Source organism: Streptomyces sp. VRA16 Mangrove soil, assembly GCF_017377775.1.
Classification (GTDB): Bacteria; Actinomycetota; Actinomycetes; order Streptomycetales; family Streptomycetaceae; genus Streptomyces.
This window is the reverse complement of record NZ_JAFVLN010000014.1, coordinates 209030-225042: the sequence shown is the minus strand read 5'-3', so window position 1 is coordinate 225042 and position 16013 is coordinate 209030. Positions and strand designations below refer to the sequence as shown.

Here is a 16013-nt window from a genome sequence, read left to right as displayed (position 1 = left end):
ACCAGCGGAAACGGTGGGCCCGTGGCGGGATCCGTAGCGCAGAATGGAGGGCATGGCGGGTCGGTCGGGCAAGGGTGAGTGGGCACGGCACTGGCGGTACGAGCAGTTGCCGGGCCTCGATCTGCTGCGCGCCCGCTATCTGCGCCACACCTTCCCGCGCCACAGCCACGACGGCTATGTGTTCGGCGCGGTCACCGGCGGCGTCGAGGCCGTCGGCATGCCCGGCGAAACCCTGCTCGCGGGCCCCGGGAGCGTCGTCATGATCAACCCGGAGGTGGCGCACACCGCGCAGGCGGGCGGGCCCGACGGCTGGTCGTACTCCACGCTGTACCCGTCGGCGCACGTCGTCGCCGAGATAGCCGCGGAGACCACCACGGTCCGCGGCACCCCGGGCTTCGGCGAGCCCATCGTCACCGACCCGCAGGCCGGGCGGCTGATCAGTGAGGTGCACCGCGCGGCCGAGCAGGGCAACGCGCTGGCGGCCGACAGCCTCCTGCGGGTCGTGCTCGCCCGGCTGCTGCGCGACCACGGCACGGCGCTGGAGCAGCGTCCCCGCAGGACCGCGGGGGCCAGGGCCGCGGCCAGCGCGCGCGAGGTGCTCGAAGCGCGGATGGCCGAGCCGCCGTCCCTGGAGAATCTCGCCGCCGAACTCGGCACCAGCCCCTTCGCGTTGTTGCGGGCCTTCCGTGACGCCTACGGGATGCCGCCGCACACCTGGCTCACCAACGCGCGCGTGCGGGCCGCCCGGCGCCTTCTGGAGGCGGGCACGGCACCGGCCGACGCCGCGGTCGCCGTCGGGTTCACCGACCAGCCGCACCTGAACCGGCACTTCACCCGGATCGTCGGGGTGCCCCCGGGCGCGTACCAGAAGGAACGCAGAACCGGGGAGGACAGGGTGACAGAGGACGGGGTGACAAGGGAGCGCAAGAACGTACAAGACCCGGGGGCGCGCCGGCTCGTACCGTCCGGGACGTGGCAGAACAGACAACACCCGCACCCATACGACCAGCCGCCGACGGCGCGGTCCCTGAGCACGCCCAAGGGGCAGGAAAGTCCGACGCGGCCGTCGTCCGGGACGCGCTCGGCGTCGGCGTCGCCGTCGGACTCTCCGGATTCGCCTTCGGAGTGACGTCGGCCGGCAGCGGCCTCAGCGTGCTGCAGACCTGCGTGCTCAGCCTCTTCGTGTTCACCGGGGCCTCGCAGTTCGCGCTCGTCGGCGCGCTCGCGGCCGGCGGCAACCCCTTCACGGCCGCGGCGGGGGCATTCTTCCTCGGTGTGCGCAACGCCTTCTACGGGCTGCGGCTGTCGCAGCTGCTCGCGCTGCCGCGCGCGGTGCGGCCGTTCGCCGCGCACTGGGTCATCGACGAGACGTCGGCCGTCTCGCTCGCCCAGCCCGACCGGCGCAGCGTCCGCATCGGGTTCACCGTCACCGGGCTGACCCTGTACACGCTGTGGAACCTGACCACACTGCTCGGCGCCCTCGGCGCCGAGGCCATCGGCGACACGGACGCCTGGGGGATCGACGCGGCCGGGCCCGCCGTCTTCCTCGCGCTCCTGGCGCCGATGCTGAGGACCACCACGGAGCGCGCCGTGGCCGCTCTCGCCGTCGTACTGATGCTCGGCCTGCTGCCCGTACTGCCCGCAGGCGTGCCCGTACTCGTGGCCGCGCTCGCCGCGCCCACGGTGCTCTACGTGGAGGGGCGGCGCCGTGCGGCCACCTCCGACACGGTGCATGGGGAGGACCGTTGAACTTCTGGATCGCCATCGGCGTCACCGCCGTGGGCTGCTACGCCGTCAAACTCATCGGCCTGCTCGTGCCCGCGGGGGCCCTGGAACGGCCTCTCGTGAAGCGTCTGTCGGCCTTGTTGCCGGTCGCGCTGCTGGCCGCGCTCACCGCTCAGCAGACGTTCGCGGACGGCCGCGTGCTGGTGCTCGACGCCAAGGCCGCCGGACTCGCCGCGGCCGCTGTCGCGCTGCTGCTGCGCGCGCCCTTTCTGGTGATCGTCGCGGCCGCCGTGGTCGTCACGGCGGGGGTGCGCGCGCTCACGGGGTGAGGGGTCCGGGTGTCTCCGGGGCGGGCCGGATGCCTACAGGTCGGTCCGGGTGTCTCCGGGTCGGGCCGGATGTCTACAGGTCGGACCGGATGCCTACAGGTCGGTCCGGATGTCTCCGGGGCGGGCCAGATGCCTACAGGTCGGACCGGATGCCTACAGGTCGGACCCGCCGAGCTGTAGGCATCCATAACGGCTAGTGCGCCACCGGGACCGCTGTCGCGGTTTCCGATGTCTCGGGTACGCCGAGTTTCCGGGCCGTGCGCTCCGGGCGGCAGAAGAGCGCCGCGAGGACGCCGCCCGTCACCAGGAGACCGGAGGTCAGCAGCCAGCCGTGCTCGTACCCGGCGGACACGGTGGCCGCGCTGTCCACCATGGCGCCCAGGACGAGCGGCGACAGAATGCCGCCGAGGGCGTACACGAAGGTGAGCACGCCCAGGACGACGCCCCTTTGGGAAGGCGGAGCGATACGGGAGCACGCGGTGGCGGCCACCGTGAGCATCACCATGGCGAGCGCCATCGGACCCATCATCATGGGGACCTTGACGGCCAGGGAGTCGGTCGTCCCGTAGACGGCCGTGGCGCACCCCGCCAGGGTGACGAGGATGCCCGCGCCCGCGCCCACGGGCAGGCGCGGCGGTGCGTCGCGCCGGGCCGCACGGCGGGACAGAAGGCCGTGCACCAGAAGGACGGCCCCGTTCGCGAGGGCGCCCGCGCCGACCATCGTGCTCGCCCGGTGGAGATCCCAGCCGACGACGCTCTCCAGGTAGTCGGGCGCCCACGTGAGCAGCGTCGACATCGACCAGTAGGCGGCGAACGAACCGAAGGCGGCGGTCAGGAAGGTGGGCGAGAGCAGGATCCGGCGCAGCGGCACCGTGAGCGGGTCCTGAGCCGTCCCGGCAGCCTCCTTGCCGACCGAGGGCGCCAGCGGCCCCTCAGAGCCCCACAGGCGCCACGCCACGGCCCAGACGAGCCCCACGAGACCGACCACGCCGAACGACCAGCGCCATCCCTGGTGCGAGATCACCCAGCTCAGCACCGGCGAGGCCACGGCGACCCCGATGGCCGCGCCGACCAGCAGGACCGCGGTCGGCAGCGTCCGCTCACGCTGCGGGAACCAGCCGTGCACGTGATGCATGGCCACCGGTGAGGCGGGCCCCTCGGCGGCGCCCAGCAGGACGCGGGTGGCCACCAAGGCGCCGAACCCGGCCGCATCCCACACCATCGGCAGCTGCGCCGCCGACCACAGAAGGGCGAGCACCAGGAGCAGCGGCGTCGTCCGGATCCGCTTCGTGAGGGCCGCGACCCCCAGGGCCGCGACCGAGAACAGCGCGAAGAACGCCGACTGTGCCGTGCCGAACTCCGCCCGGGTGATGCCGAAGTCCGCCCGGATCTCCGGGCCCGCGAGTCCGAGGACGGCCTTGTCGGCGAAGTTCACGACCATGAAGGCGAGCAGCAGCCAGGTCGTGCGCCAGGCGCCGCGCATCAGCAGCACGCATCCTCGTCGTCGACCACCCCGACGCTGATCACACCCTCGGCCGTCCTGCGGCCTTCGGGGGAACGCGTCAACTCCGTGGTCACGTCGGTGCCTTCGGCCACCGCGGCCGATTCGGCGGCCGCCCAGTTGAAGACGCCCCGAGCCATCGTGGACGTCTCCTTCCTGGCGCGCTGCGCGTACACCTCGGCACGCACGCGTGCCACCTCGATGTCCGTGGGCGCGGCGAGTGCGGCGGTCTCGGCCAGGTGCGAGGCGAGCCGTACGTCGCCCTGGGCGAGCAGTTCGCGGGCCCGCTCGGCCAGGTGCGTCGCGCCGCCCGCGGCCCGCGCGTACTCGGCGGCGACCGCCGCCTCCGGGGCCGGCTTGAGATGGGCCGGGTTCTGGTCGTACCAGCCTCCCCAGAGCCGCCACAGATTGCGCACGACGAACTCCGGCTCGTCGTAGGCCGGGTGGAGGTATGGGCGCGACAGCAGCTCCTCGGGGACCTTCACGCCGTGGATCACGGCGTCGAGCCGGTGGCCCGCGTTCATCAGCTCCCTGGTCTGCTCGCACAGCGACTCCAGGAGCCGTGCGGTGTCGTCCAGCGCCCGGTGCACGCGCTCGGTGCCCATCACGGGCACCCCGTGGCCGGGCAGCAGAAGTTCGGCGCCCAGCTCCTGCATGGCGCGCAGCGCGCGGGCCCACTCCTCCGGGTAGCGCTGCACCTTCTGCGGGTTGCCCGCGTTCGGCGTGTTCCAGATGAACAGGTCGCCCGTGCACAGGGTCTTCAGCTCCGGGATCCACACATAGGTGTGGTCGTCGGTCTCCCCGCGCGCGTGGACGAGCTCGAAGGTCAGCTCGCCGCGGCGGAATGTCAGCCGGTCCCGGTAGACGGTGTCCGGGTAGCGGTACGTGGTCGGCCACTCCAGGGAGGGCACGCCGAACTGCCTGCGGTTGATCCAGGAGTTGTAGCCGGCGGTCCGTATGTAGCGGTCGAAGCGTGCGGGAACCGCCTCGTGCGCGACGACCTCAGGGAGCTCGGTCCCGTTCTCCCGCGCTTCCTTGTCGAAGGGGAAGACTCCGAAGACATGGTCCACGTGGCCGTGCGTGTACACGACGGAGCGCACCGGGCCGGCCCCGAACCCACGGACGGCGGCGTGCAGTCGGTCGGCCGTCCGGAAGTCGCCCGAGTCGACGAGGACCACACCGTCACCGGTGTCGAACGCGGTCACGTTGGCGAAGGCGGGGAAGAAGCCCACCCGCGCGCGCAGCCGCACCAGCTCGTCCCCCGAGTAGGCGCCCGACAGGTGGGGCAGCAGCGACTCTGAGCCGTGCCAGACCCGGTCCGTGTAGGCGATGTAGTCCGCGGCCTTCGTCGCCGCCTCGTTGTGCTCCGTCATGTGCGTGGCTCCTCCTGTAAGGGTGGTGCGTCGGCGTGCGGGCCCTGCTTGCTGTAGGGGTGGTGCGTAATTGGCGTGCGGGCCCCGCGCCCATCGGCCGTACCCGAGTCAAGACGTCATGGGTGACGCGGAACACCACCCCGCGTCACACACGGATCGGCTGGGTACTGTGACGCGTCACAACGCAGTGCCCCGCGACGGCCCCAGGGAGGAACCGTGTCGCTGTCGCCCGAGGCGCGCTCCCTCGCCGCGCGTTGCGAGCCGCGCGTCAACGAGCTGGCCCGCCGCATGGCCCGCGAGTCCTTCGAGGAACTCCCCGGCTACGCGGACCTGCCGGACGACGTGAAGGACCTGGAGATCGCGGCGACCGCGCGGCACGGCGTACGGCTGTTCCTGCGCCGCGTGAACGACCCGGACCTGGACCGGCCGGGCAGCTACCGGCTGTTCCGCGAGAGAGCCGCCCAGCGCGCCGAGGAGGGCATGCCGCTGCACCTCCTGCTGCGCACCCATGCGCTCGGCGCCTACGTCCTGTGGCAGGCGCTGCGCGACGTGGCGCGGCCGGGCGAGGAGGCGGCCCTCGTCGAACTGGTCGACATCCTGTTGCGGAGCCACCCCGGCATCGTCGGCGCGGTCGCCGAGACGTACCTGGACGAGCGTTCCGCACTGGAGGCCGAACAGCGTGCGCAGCAGCGGTCGTTGGTGCGCGGCCTGCTCGACGGGATGGTGCCGCCCGGACACGTGCTGCTCGACCAGCTCAGGCTCGAAGGACCGTCCCTCCTGCTGGCCCTCGGCCTGGACTCGCCGCCCGCGGACGGCCCCGTGGCGGTACGGCGCAGGGTGCGGCGCCTGCAGACCGTCCTGGACCACACCTTCGGTGTGGAGGTGCTGGCGCTCCTGGACGGCGACGGCGGCCGCGTCATCGTCCCCGCGGACCGCGTCCCGCCCGACGACCTGCCCCAGCACCTCAGCAGGGCGAGCGGACTGGAGGTGCGGGTCGCCGCGGTGCCGGCGGCCGGGCCCGAGCACCTCACCGACGCGGCGCGCACCGCGACCGAGATCCTGCGCATCACGCGCGCGTGCGGGATGCCGCCGGGACTGCACCGCCTCGACGACGTCCTGCTCGAGTACCACCTGTCACGGCGCAACGAGAGCAGCGCACATATCGCCGCACTCCTGGACCCGGTGGCCGAGCGGCCCGAACTCCTGGAGACGCTGCGCACGCACCTGGCCCACCGGCAGGACCGCCGGGCCACCGCAGCCGCGCTCGCGCTGCACCCGAACACCGTCGACAACCGGCTGGCGAAGATCGCCGAGCGGACCGGCATCGACCTGTCGTCGCCGCGCGGCACGGCCCTCGCGCTCGCCGCTCTGTTGCTGCGCGACTCCGAGGGCTGACCGCGCGGGGCGCCCGCCGACGGAGCGGCGCCCGCCTACAAGGGACGCCCGTACGCGCGCAGTGTGCGCAGTGCCTCGATGGTCACCATGGGACGCGCCTCCAAGGCGGTACCCGGGGCCCACTGCCGCCAGTTGACCGGCCAGCCGCCGTCCTCCTGCTGCTCGCTCTCCAGGTGATCCAGGGAGCGGGCGATCTCCTCCTCGGTGAACCAGGAGCGCGCCAGCGACTCGGGCGCCTTCGCGTAGTCGTACGGATAGTGGCGCTCGCCCGGGGCGTAGCCGGGCGCCACCGGGTAGTCCTCCTCGTGCTCCGGATCGAGCACCGCGAGACCCTGCTCGCGCACGAGTCGGCCCAGCCGGTCGGCGGCCGCCCGCGCGCGCGAGCGGTCCGGCACGTTGTCCAGGAACGCGACCGACGCCTGGATCTCGTACGGATGTGACGTCTTCAGGGACTCGACGGCGGACCAGCAGAAGTCCGTGGCGCGGAAGAGCCAGGCGTGCCACACCTCGTTGCGGTGCAGCAGGCCGACGACGGGCCCGGTGGCCAGCAGCTCGCTGGGCGGGTCGTCCACGATCGGCACGAACGGGGCGCAGGGGTAGCCGCGCTGGCTGGGATGCACCGCCGGAAGGGCTCCTTCCGGGGTGGAGACGGCGGTCAGATAGCGGCACACGCGTTCCACGCGCTGCCCCGAGCACCGTCCGACGGAGTCCAGGACGCGCAGGGCGTGACCGGTGTGCAGGGGCTGGCTGACCGGCCCCCGCAGATCCGGTTCGAGGGCGTGTCCGTACCCCTCGTCCTCGTTGCGGTAAGCGGCCAGGGCGGTCTCCACGGCGTCGGCCGCGGCGGATGAGGTCTCCAGGAAGTGATAGGCGAAGCGACGCTGTTCCAGCACGCGCGCGGTCAGCCAGACGAAGGATTCGGCACGGGAGAGCGGGGTGCGTGCCGAGGGCGATGAGGGGAGTGGGGAAGCTCCGGTTTCGGCCATGCACCGACCGTAGGGCGGAAAGCGTTCTCGGCAAGCCTCCCCGGCACGGCTGCACTCTCAGGAGCGGGATACTGGAGGCATGCGGTTGACGGTCTTCTGGCAGCGGATGGCGGATCACTTCGGATCCGGGTACGCCGACACCTTCGCGCGCGACCACGTGATGACGGGGCTCGGCGGGCGCACGGTCCACGAGGCGCTCGACGCCGGCTGGGAGGCGAAGGACGTCTGGCGCGTGGTGTGCACCACGATGGACGTACCCCACCAGGACCGCTGAGCAGCGCCGACCGGGAGGGACGGCGGGACGGATTCCGGGGGCGTGGCGCCGATTGTCGGCGGCGTGGGCGAGACTGGCACCGTGGCAGCGACAGACGAGAACCTCCAGGTGGCGACCGACGTCGCACCGCCCGGCACGACGCCGCCCGCGCAGCCGCCGGGGCCGGTGACGGCCGCGCGCGCGGGCATGCCCCGATGGCTGCCGCGCGCCATGGTGCTCGCCCTGGCCCTCATCGCCTGCTTCCAGCTCGGCAGTTGGGCGTTCCACCAGGTCACGGGACTGCTGATCAACGTACTGATCGCGTTCTTCCTGGCGCTCGCCGTGGAGCCCGCGGTGAGTTGGATGGCGGCGCGCGGTCTGCGCCGCGGGCTGGCCACCGGCCTCGTCTTCGTCGGTGTGATGATCGCGGGCGCCGGCTTCATCGTGCTGCTCAGCTCGATGCTCGCCGGCCAGGTCGTGAACATGGTCGAGGACTTCCCGAAGTACCTCGACCAACTGATCAGCTGGGTCAACGAGACATTCCACACGGACCTGAACCGGGTCGAGGTCCAGGACAGCCTGCTGCACTCGGACTGGCTGCAGAAGTACGTGCAGAACAGTGCGACCGGCGTCCTGGACGTCTCAGGGCAGGTGCTCGGCGCCCTCTTCCAGCTGCTCACGATCACGCTGTTCTCGTTCTACTTCGCCGCCGACGGCCCGCGGCTGCGGCGTGCGCTGTGCTCGGTGCTGCCGCCCGCCAAGCAGGCCGAGGTGCTGCGCGCCTGGGAGATCGCCGTCGACAAGACCGGCGGCTACCTGTACTCGCGCGGTCTGATGGCGCTGATCTCCGGGATCGCGCACTACATCCTGCTTCAGGCGCTCGGCGTGCCGTACGCGCCCGTGCTCGGCCTGTGGGTGGGCCTCGTCTCGCAGTTCATCCCGACCATCGGCACGTATCTCGCGGGCGCGCTGCCGATGCTGATCGCGTTCACGGTGGACCCCTGGTACGCACTGTGGGTGCTCGTCTTCGTGGTGATCTACCAGCAGTTCGAGAACTACATGCTGCAGCCGAAGCTGACCGCGAAGACGGTGGACATCCACCCGGCGGTCGCCTTCGGATCGGTCATCGCGGGCACCGCGCTGCTAGGTGCGGTGGGCGCGCTCATCGCGATCCCCGCCGTCGCCACGCTCCAGGCGTTCCTCGGGGCGTACGTGAAGCGGTACGACGTGACGGACGACCCGCGCGTGCACGGCCACCGCAGACGGGGCGGAGTGTCCCTCCTCGCGCGCGTGCGGCGCGCCCTGCGGGGGCCGAACGAGCCGGGGGCCGCGCCGCCGACCGACACCGAGGCGTCGTAGCCGCGCGCCGGGCCCGGTTCAGTACGTGAGCGCGGCCCGGACGCCGGCCGCGACGACCGCCGCTCCGTAGGCGGCCACCGCGGCGTACATGACGCGCTCCTTGGTGCGGTCCTGCCACGGCGTACGGGACATCAGCCAGGACAGCGCGGGCAGCACCAGTACGGCGTGCAGGCTGACCCCGTGCAGCGGCTTGAGGGGGGCCGTCGAGTGGTACGCCGCCTCCTGGTGGCCGGTCCTGGTCAGCGTGACACCGCGCGCGATCATGGCCGCGCCGGACGCGAGGCCCACCAGGAGGACGGCGAAACCGGCACGCACGGCGAGCGGCATCGCCGTGGGTCCGCTCGGGCGCCCGCGGAAGGACGCGACGGCGAAGACCGTCAGGAGCACCACCAGGACGCCGCCGCCCACGGCGAGCGACATGGAGACGGCGGTGTCGAAGGGCGTCTCCATGTCGAGGTGCGACGGGACCTTGCGCCACGCCTGAAGGGTGATCCCGCCCACCTCAAGGACGCAGTCCGCGGCGAACACCGCGAGCAGGACGCCGCGCAGCCGCGCGCCCACCCGGAGGTACGACGTCACCCAGGTGAGGGCCACCAGCGTCAGCCCGAAGGAGAGCCCGAAGGTGAAGGGCTTGCGCCAGGAGACGGGGCCGTCCCACGGGCCGCCGTCGACCGCGAACACCACGAGGTGGACGAGGCCCGACGCGACCAGGACCGCGCCGGTCGCGTAGCAGAGGCGCTCGACGGGGCGCACCGACGACCACCCGGTGGTCGTGCGGCGGGGTGTGAGGGCGGTCTTCGCGACGGTCTCCGAACGGGGTTCCATGCGGACAAGCCTCGTCGTGCGGGGCCGTGCGGGCGTCGTCCGGCCGGAGACACTCGGCGTACGGCGCCGGGAGTAGGGGCGGTCTCAGGTCGCCAGGGCGACGAATCCGCCGTGAGCCGTGCCGGATCCCAGGAGGTGGCTCCAGTCGAGGGTCTCGGGCAGCGCGTCGAGGGAGAGGACGACCGCGCCGCCGGCCCGCGCCGCGTCGTCGCACCAGGCGGCCATGGCGGACTCGGCGTTCTCGCTGCCCGCGCCGCCGGCCACCGGGGCGGCGAGAGCGCGCACGAGGAGCCCGGCGTCGCCGGGCCCGTCCACGACGCACACGGTGAGCCGGGGCAGCAGGCTCCACCCCGGGCAGAGCGGCACCTGCCCGTCGGGGGTGGTCAGCACCGGCAGGGCGTCGTGCACGGGAGCCCCGGCCACCAGCAGAGCCGGTGTGGTGCCGCGCACGAACAGGGTGTTCTCAGGGTCCAGGAACATCGGGCCAGCTTTGCAGGCCGCGCTCTGGGCACAGCGCTCGGGCCCGGTCCCGGGAGACGGCTCGGGCCGGGCGCCTTACGGGAGACGCCTCAGAGGAGGTAGTGCACGCGCCCCTCGTCGTCCATGTCGAGCGGGCCCGTCGGGATGACACAGAACTCGTTGCCCTCGGGGTCCGCCATGACCAGGAAGCCACCCTCGTCGTACTGGGTGAGCCTGCGCCCGCCCAGTGCCTCGATCCGCTCCTGCTCGGCGGCGGGATCGGGGGAGGAGACGTCGAAGTGCATCCGGTTCTTGCCCGCCGTGGGCTCGGTGGCGCCCTGGAAGCCAAGGGCGAGGCCGTTCTCCCGCCGCAGCCAGACGTAGGGGCCCGTGCGGCCCACGACCGGCCTGTCGAGCAGCGCGGACCAGAAGGCGGCGAGCCGGTCGGGGTCCGTGGCATCGATGATCAGAGCGTTGATTTGCGGGTATGTGTCCGCCATGGGCTGATCCTCTCAGTGGGCTTCGGAGTCGGGGCGCGTTGTGCCGCAGCTCCCGCGTGGTGCGCTTGACACCAAAATCGAACATCCATTCTCATGGAGTGTCCGGAGGCTCTCTTCCCCAGGAATCCCAAGGGATTCGGAGAGGGTGGCCGGGCTACGAGCCTCGAGTTATCCACAGGCGGAACGGGCGTCGAGGCCGATTGTCAGTGGCAGGCGTTAGCGTCTTTGACGTGAAGCGATCGACACAAGCAAACCGGGTGGAACCCATGGCAGGAACCGACCGCGAGAAGGCGCTCGACGCCGCGCTCGCACAGATTGAACGGCAATTCGGCAAGGGCGCCGTCATGCGCATGGGCGAGCGGAGCAACGAGCCCATCGAGGTCATCTCGACCGGCTCGACCGCGCTCGACGTCGCGCTCGGCGTCGGCGGCATCCCGCGCGGCCGTGTGGTGGAGATCTACGGCCCGGAGTCCTCCGGTAAGACGACCCTGACCCTGCACGCTGTCGCCAACGCCCAGAAGGCCGGCGGCGCGGTGGCCTTCGTGGACGCCGAGCACGCCCTCGACCCTGAGTACGCCAAGAAGCTCGGCGTCGACATCGACAACCTGATCCTGTCGCAGCCGGACAACGGCGAGCAGGCGCTCGAGATCGTCGACATGCTGGTCCGCTCCGGCGCCCTCGACCTCATCGTCATCGACTCCGTCGCCGCGCTCGTGCCGCGCGCGGAGATCGAGGGCGAGATGGGTGACTCGCACGTGGGTCTCCAGGCCCGCCTGATGAGCCAGGCCCTGCGGAAGATCACCAGCGCGCTCAACCAGTCGAAGACCACCGCGATCTTCATCAACCAGCTGCGCGAGAAGATCGGCGTGATGTTCGGCTCGCCGGAGACCACGACCGGTGGCCGCGCGCTGAAGTTCTACGCCTCGGTGCGCATGGACATCCGCCGCATCGAGACCCTGAAGGACGGCACGGACGCGGTCGGCAACCGCACCCGCGTCAAGGTCGTCAAGAACAAGGTCGCGCCGCCCTTCAAGCAGGCCGAGTTCGACATCCTCTACGGCCAGGGCATCTCCCGTGAGGGTGGCCTGATCGACATGGGCGTGGAGCACGGCTTCGTCCGCAAGGCCGGCGCCTGGTACACGTACGAGGGCGACCAGCTCGGCCAGGGCAAGGAGAACGCGCGCAACTTCCTGAAGGACAACCCTGACCTGGCCAACGAGATCGAGAGGAAGATCAAGGAGAAGCTGGGCGTCGGTGTGAAGAAGACCGAGGAGCCGGCCGAGGAGCCGAGCGCGGACGCGGCGGCCGCCCCCGCCGACGATGCGAAGACCGTCCCCGCTCCCAAGGCCGCCAAGTCCAAGGCCGCGGCGGCCAAGAGCTAGTCCGTGACACGACGAACCGACTGGGCCGAGTACGACGCCTTCCCCACCGCCCCGCAGGGCCGCGAGGGATCCGGGGCGTACGACGATGCCGCGTACGGGGAGGCAGGTCACGACGGCGAACCGGGGGACGGCGCGGCGGACGGGCCGCGCCGTGGTGGACGGACACGCGGTGGGGCCGGACCGCGCGGACGCCGGCGCCGGAGCGGATTCGGGGATCCGCCCGGCACCGGACAGAACGACGGCCCCCCTCCCTCGTCGAGGGCCGAGCGAGGGGAGCCGTCAGGGGACCCGGCGGAGCGGGCGCGGAACATCTGTCTGCGCCTGCTCACCGGGACCCCGCGCACGCGCAAGCAGCTCGCAGACGCGTTGCGCAAGCGCGAGATCCCGGACGACGTCGCGAAGGAGGTGCTGTCCCGGTTCGAGGAGGTCGGGCTGATCAACGACAGTGCCTTCGCCGACGCCTGGGTCGAGTCCCGGCACCACGGGCGGGGTCTCGCCCGGCGGGCGCTCGCGCGTGAACTGCGCACCAAGGGCGTGGACTCGACGGTGATCGACGAGGCGGTGGGGCAGCTCGATTCCGAGCAGGAGGAGGACACGGCGCGCGATCTGGTCGCCCGTAAGCTCCGCTCCACCCGCGGCCTGGACCGGGACAAGCGGCTGCGGCGCCTCGCGGGGATGCTCGCGCGCAAGGGCTACCCCGAGGGGATGGCGCTGCGCGTGGTCAGGCAGGCGCTGGAGGAGGAGGGGGAGGAGACCGAGGACCTGGGGTTCCTGGACTAGGGCCGGTACGGCGGAACTTGTCGCGGGCGTGGGGTCCGGCACGCCGACCTGCGGCGTTGTCGTCGGTTGCCAGCGCTCCGCGTTGACGCCCTCCTCCGCCTTGGCCTTGCGTCTCGACGCTCCAGATCCCGCTCACCAGCAAGGAAAGACACGGGCCACACGGGTGCGACCTGAGCCGCCGGGCAGGCCCTAGAGGAAGATCGTCGGCCGGTCGCCATGGGGGTGTGGCCGGTCCGGCAGGGGGAGCGTGAACCGCCCGGCGTGGCAGAGCCCTTGGGCCGGGGCGCCCTTGAGCCCGGAGGCCGAGGCTCGCGAAGGAGACTCGTGGGGCGCGGCTGGTGAGCGCGAAGGCGCGGCTCGTGAGCACGAGGCCCGCGAGGGCTGCGCCGCGAGGCCGGCTCCCGAGCGGGACCGGGCGGGGTGGGTGGGGTTTACCCCACCCCAAGACGCCTGGGCGCCGCAGTGTGCCGGGCCGGGGGGACGGGCGATCTTAGAGCCATGACCTTGAAGAGGGGCTCGGCCCGGTGGGGGACGTCATGATGCTGCGCTACGCACTGCAGACCGTAAGGGACCGCAAAGGGGGGTTCCTCGGGGCTTTTCTCGCGTTGATGTGCGCGTCCGCCCTGGTCACCGCCTGCGGCACGCTGCTGGAGACCGGACTGCGCGGGACCGTGCACACCGAGCGCTACGCGGCCGCGCCGATGCTCGTCTCCGCGGATCAGAACGTGCACCGGACCATCGTCAAGCACAAGAAGGGCAAGACGAAGGTCAAGCACAAGGCGAAGCCGATCGCCGAGCGGGCGTGGCTGTCGCAGGACGTCGTGCGCACGGTGCGGGCGGTGCCCGGAGTGCGGCGAGCGGTGCCCGAACTCACCTTTCTCGCCGAGCCGTCGGCCCCCGGCGCTGCCGACCCCGACCGGCCCGCCTACGGGCACGCCTGGAACTCCGCCGCCCTCACTCCGTACCGGCTGACCGAGGGCTCCGCGCCCCGCGCCGCGGGCGACGTCGTGGTGGACCGGGACCTCGCGGACCGCGCCCACCTCACCGTCGGCGACCGGCTCCCCGTGCAGTCCACCCAGGACCCGCGCACGTACCGCGTGACGGGGATCGCCGCGCCCGCCGCGGGCGCCGGCGTCACCCGGCAGACCTCGCTGTTCTTCTCCGCCGGAGAGGCACAGCGGCTCGCCGCCCACCCCGGCCGGGTGACGGCGATCGGCGTCGTGCCCGAACGGGGCCAGGACGTGGCCGAGTTGAAGCGGGCCGTCGCCCGGGCGCTGGACGGGACGAAGGCGCGCGTCACCACGGGGGACGACCGCGGCCAGGTCGAGTTCCTGGACGGCGCCGCCGCGCGGGTGAAGCTCGTCAGCATGGGCGGGGCCATGGGCGGCACCTCCCTGCTCGTCGCCGTCCTCGTCGTCGTCGGCACCTTCACCCTGTCCGTGCAGCAGCGCCACCGCGAGCTGGCCCTGCTGCGCGCCATCGCCGCCACGCCCCGGCAGATCCGCAAGATGCTCAGCTGCGAGGCGCTGCTTGTCGGCGCGGCCGCCGGTGCCGTCGGCTCCCTGGCCGGACTGCCGCTCGGCGGCTGGCTGTACGGGCGCTTCGTCGACCTCGGCGCCGTCCCGCCCACCCTGGAGCGCACCGTGAGCTTCTTCCCGGTCGCCGCCGGGCTGCTCGCCACGCTGTTCGGCGCCTGGGCCGCCACCCGGGTCGCCGCGCGCCGCATCGGCCGCATCCGCCCCGCCGCCGCGCTGTCCGAGGCGAGCGTCGAGTCCGCACGGCCCGCCGTGGCACGGACCGTCGCGGGACTGATCGCCCTGGCCGGCGGGGCCGTGCTCGTCGTCGTCCTGGGCGGGCTGCGCACCGAGGCCGCGTCGACTCCGGTGACCTTCCTGACCGTGGTCGTCCTCGCCGTCGCCGTCTCCCTGCTCGGCCCGCTCCTGGTCCGCGCGACCGTCGCCGTCCTGGGACGGCCGCTGCGGATGGTCGGGCCCGGCGCCCGGATCGCCACCGCCAACCTCAAGGGACACGCCGCGCGCATGGCCGCCGTCGTCACCCCGATCACCCTCCTCGTCGGGATGACCTGCACCGTACTGTTCGTCCAGCCCACCCTGGGCGACGCCACCCGCGCCCAGGCCCACGAAGGTGTCCGCGCCGACTGGGTGCTCGCCGCGCAGGGCCCCGGAATCCCGGAGGCGGCCGTGCGCGAGCTGCGGACCGCGGACAAGGGGACCACGGCCACCGAGGTCGTCCGCTCCACCGTCCGCGTCGGCCTCGACAAGTACCCGGTGCAGGGCGTCACGCCGGCCGGGCTCACCCGGACCTGGGACCCGGACGTCACCGCGGGATCGCTGAAGCACTTCGGGGCGCGCTCCGTCGCCGTCAGTGAACTCGCCGCCGATCAGCGGAACGTGAAGCCCGGCAGCACGCTGAAGCTGACGCTGGGCGACGGCACGCCCGTCACCCTCACCGTCGCCGCCGTCTACGCCCGGGGTCTCGGCTTCGGCGATCTGACCGTCGCCCACGATCTGCTCTCGCGCCACATCGACAACCCGCTCGCCTCCTCCGTGCTCGTCTCCACCGGCCGTACACAGGAACAACTCGCGCACACCCTGCGGGAGTTCCCGGGCGTGCGGGTGATCTCGCCGGGCGACGCCGACGGGCTCCAGGAGGCGCGCCAGCAGGCCAACGCGGAGGTCAACATCATCGCGATGGCGCTCGTGCTCGCCTTCACCGCCATCGCCGTCGTCAACACCCTCGCGATGTCGGTGTCCGAGCGGATCCGCGAGTTCGCCCTGCTCCGGCTCGCCGGCGCGACGCGGCGGCAGGTGCTGCGCATGTTGCGCGTCGAGGCGCTGACCGTCGTCCTCATGGGCGTGGCCCTCGGCAGCGGGATCGCCGCCGCCGTGCTCAGCGCCTTCAGCCTCGGGATGACGGGCACGGCCGCCCCGGCCGTCCTGCCGCTGACGTACCTCACCGTGATCGCGGCTGCGGGACTGCTCGCGCTCACCGCGACGTCGCTGCCCGGCCGGGTGGCTCTGCGGGTCCGGCCCGTCACCGTCGCAACGGCCAAGGAGTAAGGGTCGGTTGACCATGGCGGGTGCCCCTTACGCAGACCTTTCCCGGTCTCCGTAAGGGGCACCCGC

General features: G+C 72.4%; 14 protein-coding genes and 1 pseudogene. 9 read left to right on the top strand and 6 right to left on the bottom strand.

Going from position 1 to position 16013, the window contains the following annotated elements; genetic code table 11:
- Nucleotides 1–43: 43 nt before the first annotated feature.
- The 3 genes and pseudogenes from J3486_RS31935 to J3486_RS31925 form a co-directional block, all read left to right on the top strand.
- Nucleotides 44–811, top strand: a pseudogene (locus J3486_RS31935) (AraC family transcriptional regulator); the annotation flags it as partial.
- A 188-nt stretch (nucleotides 812–999) separates the two neighbouring features.
- Nucleotides 1000–1749, top strand: coding sequence for an AzlC family ABC transporter permease (locus J3486_RS31930; protein WP_207826666.1), 750 nt, complete (start codon nucleotides 1000–1002; stop codon nucleotides 1747–1749).
- A complete protein-coding gene (locus J3486_RS31925; RefSeq protein ID WP_207826603.1) occupies nucleotides 1746–2054 on the top strand; it encodes an AzlD domain-containing protein in 309 nt (102 codons plus the stop codon). Before J3486_RS31930 ends, J3486_RS31925 begins: the two co-directional genes overlap by 4 nt.
- A gap of 193 nt (nucleotides 2055–2247) precedes the next feature.
- Here the strand turns inward: J3486_RS31925 and J3486_RS31920 are convergent, their stop codons facing one another.
- Together J3486_RS31920 and J3486_RS31915 are read right to left on the bottom strand one after the other, a co-directional pair.
- Entirely contained in the window at nucleotides 2248–3537 is a 1290-nt protein-coding gene (locus tag J3486_RS31920) for an MFS transporter (RefSeq protein WP_229378947.1), read from the bottom strand.
- Complete coding sequence (locus J3486_RS31915; protein ID WP_207826599.1) at nucleotides 3537–4928, bottom strand: alkyl sulfatase dimerization domain-containing protein; 1392 nt, start codon at nucleotides 4926–4928, stop codon at nucleotides 3537–3539. The genes J3486_RS31920 and J3486_RS31915 overlap by 1 nt, the downstream gene beginning before the upstream one ends.
- 216 nt (nucleotides 4929–5144) lie before the next feature.
- On the opposite strand from J3486_RS31915, the gene J3486_RS31910 reads away from it, so the two are divergent.
- Nucleotides 5145–6323, top strand: coding sequence for a CdaR family transcriptional regulator (locus J3486_RS31910; RefSeq protein WP_207826597.1), 1179 nt, complete (start codon nucleotides 5145–5147; stop codon nucleotides 6321–6323).
- Nucleotides 6324–6358: 35 nt separating this feature from the next.
- Here the strand turns inward: J3486_RS31910 and J3486_RS31905 are convergent, their stop codons facing one another.
- Nucleotides 6359–7309, bottom strand: a complete 951-nt coding sequence (locus J3486_RS31905; protein WP_207826595.1) for a hypothetical protein — start codon at nucleotides 7307–7309, stop codon at nucleotides 6359–6361.
- A gap of 79 nt (nucleotides 7310–7388) precedes the next feature.
- Between J3486_RS31905 and J3486_RS31900 the strand changes: the two genes are divergently transcribed.
- Together J3486_RS31900 and J3486_RS31895 are read left to right on the top strand one after the other, a co-directional pair.
- A complete protein-coding gene (locus J3486_RS31900) occupies nucleotides 7389–7583 on the top strand; it encodes a DUF3046 domain-containing protein (RefSeq protein WP_207826593.1) in 195 nt (64 codons plus the stop codon).
- Between the two features lie 81 nt (nucleotides 7584–7664).
- Nucleotides 7665–8921, top strand: a complete 1257-nt coding sequence (locus tag J3486_RS31895) for an AI-2E family transporter (protein WP_207826591.1) — start codon at nucleotides 7665–7667, stop codon at nucleotides 8919–8921.
- An 18-nt stretch (nucleotides 8922–8939) separates the two neighbouring features.
- Here the strand turns inward: J3486_RS31895 and J3486_RS31890 are convergent, their stop codons facing one another.
- The 3 genes from J3486_RS31890 to J3486_RS31880 form a co-directional block, all read right to left on the bottom strand.
- Entirely contained in the window at nucleotides 8940–9746 is an 807-nt protein-coding gene (locus J3486_RS31890) for a hypothetical protein (RefSeq protein ID WP_229378909.1), read from the bottom strand.
- An 84-nt stretch (nucleotides 9747–9830) separates the two neighbouring features.
- Nucleotides 9831–10226, bottom strand: coding sequence for a hypothetical protein (locus tag J3486_RS31885; protein ID WP_207826589.1), 396 nt, complete (start codon nucleotides 10224–10226; stop codon nucleotides 9831–9833).
- Between the two features lie 89 nt (nucleotides 10227–10315).
- Nucleotides 10316–10705: a VOC family protein gene (locus J3486_RS31880; protein ID WP_207826587.1), complete on the bottom strand. Its 390-nt coding sequence runs from the start codon at nucleotides 10703–10705 to the stop codon at nucleotides 10316–10318.
- A gap of 266 nt (nucleotides 10706–10971) precedes the next feature.
- On the opposite strand from J3486_RS31880, the gene recA reads away from it, so the two are divergent.
- The 3 genes from recA (at nucleotide 10972) to J3486_RS31865 (ending at nucleotide 15947) form a co-directional block, all read left to right on the top strand.
- Entirely contained in the window at nucleotides 10972–12087 is a 1116-nt protein-coding gene (gene recA, locus J3486_RS31875; RefSeq protein WP_207826585.1) for a recombinase RecA, read from the top strand.
- A gap of 3 nt (nucleotides 12088–12090) precedes the next feature.
- The gene (recX, locus tag J3486_RS31870; RefSeq protein ID WP_207826583.1) at nucleotides 12091–12867 is read left to right on the top strand and encodes a recombination regulator RecX; all 777 of its coding nucleotides are present in this window, start codon (nucleotides 12091–12093) and stop codon (nucleotides 12865–12867) included.
- 536 nt (nucleotides 12868–13403) lie between these two features.
- On the top strand, nucleotides 13404–15947 hold the full coding sequence (locus tag J3486_RS31865) for an FtsX-like permease family protein (protein ID WP_207826661.1): 2544 nt from the start codon (nucleotides 13404–13406) through the stop codon (nucleotides 15945–15947).
- Nucleotides 15948–16013 lie beyond the last annotated feature (66 nt).